This window comes from Leclercia sp. LSNIH8 (genome assembly GCF_002920195.1).
Classification (GTDB): Bacteria; Pseudomonadota; Gammaproteobacteria; order Enterobacterales; family Enterobacteriaceae; genus Enterobacter.
Window position 1 is genome coordinate 1 of sequence record NZ_PQJY01000027.1, and the last position, 3,504, is coordinate 3,504.

Annotated in this window: 2 protein-coding genes and 1 pseudogene; all 3 read right to left on the reverse strand. The window is 42.2% G+C overall.

All coding sequences use genetic code 11. The annotated features are described in order from the left end of the window. Window positions 1-650 precede the first annotated feature (650 nt). Window positions 651-2,204 (reverse strand): phosphoethanolamine transferase, encoded by a 1,554-nt coding sequence (locus C3406_RS25720; RefSeq protein ID WP_127796446.1) that lies wholly within the window; start codon window positions 2,202-2,204, stop codon window positions 651-653. A 781-nt stretch (window positions 2,205-2,985) separates the two neighbouring features. Further along, window positions 2,986-3,135 (reverse strand): hypothetical protein, encoded by a 150-nt coding sequence (locus C3406_RS26360; protein WP_164840373.1) that lies wholly within the window; start codon window positions 3,133-3,135, stop codon window positions 2,986-2,988. A gap of 180 nt (window positions 3,136-3,315) precedes the next feature. Next, window positions 3,316-3,504, reverse strand: a pseudogene (locus C3406_RS26690) (hypothetical protein); the annotation flags it as partial.

Genomic DNA, 3,504 nt, shown 5'->3' on the forward strand with positions numbered 1-3,504 from the left:
CGGGCGTTACCAGTACACGGATAAGAGCAAAGGCATACGGCATGACAAGCTGGGCAAAAAAAAGGATGCGGCGCTGCCGTTTTTCCATAGGCTCCGCCCCCCTGACAAGCATCACGAAATCTGACGCTCAAATCAGTGGCGGCGAAACCCGACAGGACTATAAAGATCCCAGGCGTTTCCACCTGGTAGCTCCCTCGTGCGCTCTCCTGTTCCTGCCTTTCGGTTTACCGGTGTCATTCCGCTGTTATGGCCGCGGTTTCTCATTCCACGCCTGACACTCAGTTCCGGGTAGGCAGTTCGCTCCAAGCTGGACTGTATGCACGAACCCCCCGTTCAGTCCGACTACCACGCTCTTTTCGGTAACTATCAACTTGAGTCCAACCCGAAAAGGCACGACAAATCGCCATTGGCAGCAGCCATTAGTAACTGGAGGTATACGAGAGAGATATTCAGAGGTCTTGAAGTATGGGCCTGACTACGGCTACACTGAAAGAACAGTTTTGGTATCTGCGGTCTCGTATACCCAGCTACCTCGGTTCAGAAGAGTTACAGCTCAACTGATCCCTCGAAAAGCCACCTTACCGGGTGGCTTTTTCGTTTACAGGTCAGGAGATTACGGCCAGAACGAAAGGATCTCAAGAAGATCCTGTCTATGGAACCGAAGGCAAGTCATTAAATTTAATGTAATTCCCATTAAAATCAATAACATAATCTTCATTACTGCAGTTTTCATTAGAAAGCATATTACAAGCACTTGGTATGTTACGATCGCTAATTTTCAACCATTGAGAAAATGTCGTCATAAAATCAAGTGCACTACGTGGCTGATGTACAACTTCTTTTATTTCTGAGTTACTATTAATAATAAAGAATGGCACTTCATAATTCTCTTTAGTCTTGTCACCATGTGTCAAGTAAGCACCTTGTGTATCTTTATTAACGTATGACAATCCATGATCAGAAAAATACATAACAGACCAACTTTCACCAGTCTGATTTGCAAGAGAAATAACTTTAGATAAAAATTGATCTGTCATCTCTATGGACTTTATATAACATGATACTTCCTTCGCGCCCACATCAATATCATAGGTATTATTAGTTCTAATGCAGGCTTTTGGATGTGATCCCATCAAATGAAGAACAATCAATTTATTTTCATTTTTATTTTTATTTAAAGCTACATCAAGTAAGGGTAACAAATTTTCATCTGGCGAGATAAGCCTATCATCTGAGCTTCCAGATTTAATAAACTCACTATAATCTGCACTATGCCCAATCAATGAAATTGGTGAATCGAAGTGCCCCTTACTGCCTTGATTGGATAACCACCACGTTTCAAAACCAGCTTTTGATGCTAGAGTGACAACATTATTATTCAGTTCTAAAACACTACCCTTACGTAAGGATAAGGTATTAGTTAATGAGATCATTGTTGAAGGACCGGCAGATATGTAATTATCAAAAATCATTGCTGGGGCACTATCAAGCCAAGGAGTGTTACTGTACTTACCGCCGAATGAATGGACATAATCACGGCGAGCACTTTCACCTATAACCAAAATGTAATTTTTATACTCCCCTCTTGATTTATTCGGACTCCAAATACTCTTTGATTTAATTATTAATGAATATGAAACCCTATCACCCTCCACCTTCTTATAGGCGGAATAAAGATCTTTTACAAACCTAATTTCCGGCAGTGCAATATCACCATTTAAAATTCCACCTTGCCTGATAGCTGACCATGTTGAGGAAATGACAAAGAAAACAAAAAAAAACACTTTAACTCTACTAGAGGATATTTTTTTTGAAAATGGCATTTTCAGTAAGAAAAAACCAATTAACACTATTAAAAAAGAAGTTAAATATATATAAAACGGCGTACCAATCAAAAACTCTTTGCTTTCACTGCTATCAGTGTACAAAAAAGAACCTACAACATTAATATCAGGGTAACCGTAGATAATACCTACAGGGGAATATATAAACCCTATCAATGATAATATTAAAATTATCGAACTGTAAAAGAATCTACTAAAACAAAATAACAGTTTCAATCCAAAAAAAACAGATAATACATATATTACCTTAACTCCATACCCAAGAGAAAAGTGAACAAGTGAAATCCAAGAAATTAAAATAACATCCCACTTGTAAAAACCAAACCCACGTTTTATGCAATCAATGATTTTAAATTTCAAAATAATATCCAATTTTTATTGTTTAACATAATCCCACTTACGCGCACCGCGAAAACGGCCTCAGGGCGTTTCTGACGGGAAACCGGCAAAACAGGCAACAAATCCCCCGAAAACCCGCCAGAAACGCGCAGGCTCTGTTTTTACGGCATGCATGAGTATGCGCGCAAGTGCATAGTGCGGAAATTCACGCCATTCAGCCGGGGTAAGTCCTGTTTCCGACGTTCTTCCCACCCGAAAACGGTGAACGGGGACGCAATTTATTGCGTGGCCGTGAGGCGTTGCCGGCGCAGCCGGAAAAACCGTTTTCAGCACGTTCAGGAAGGGGGGTCGGATGTACGAATAGTTAAGAGGTCAGATCTGACGTAAGAATGATGTAAAAGTGATGTCATTCTGTAGTTGATTTGTAGTTTATCTGTAGTTAGCTCTCTGAAAGGCATGATTAAACATCAGATTTTGTAGTCTTTTTGTAGTTTACCTGTAGTCAGGAAAACTACTCCGTTCATGCGAGCATGAACGGAGTAGTGAAGGACGCTTTTTTGTCATATCAGCCTCTTAACCTGCGCAGATAGCCCAGTCAAAATGATGTTTTTTTAACCCTTAAATGGTCATACACCTAACGCAGCCGCGATTTTCATCGCAACTGCATGAATTACATAAAAAAAATGGGATACTCCATTTATTACGGTAATACGCAAGGTATTACAATCAACTGTAAGAACATGAAAATAAAGAAATAAGATGTAATACCACCGTATTACACGTACGCTGGCCAGCGAAAAAGCTATAACGCTTCCCGGCCGACAGGTGGCCCGGAATCCACCGGGGCGTGCAGGTTATCTTCAGTAACCTTCGCCATTAAATCAAAAAGGTCATACTCGCCGGGAAGCTGCGTATCAGCAGCATCCCGTTGTTCATCATGTTCAGATGGCATGGGGTGATATCCAGTAGCGGAGAGGTTGTTAGCGGGTTTCGGGGCGCAGCCCTGAACCAGTCACGCAGCGCTAGCGGAGTGTATACTGGCTTAATATGTTACGGCGGAGTAACACTTAATGAAAGTGCTTCATGTAACAGGGGAAAATGCAGCTACAGGGCGTACGGGAGAAAATGGGGGTTACGGTGATATTACGCCTCCTCGCTCACTCGGTCGCTGCCGCTCCTGCCGTTCGGCTGCGGCGGGCGTTACCAGTACACGGATAAGAGCAAAGGCATACGGCATGACAAGCTGGGCAAAAAAAAGGATGCGGCGCTGCCGTTTTTCCATAGGCTCCGCCCCCCTGACAAGCATCACGAAATCTGACGC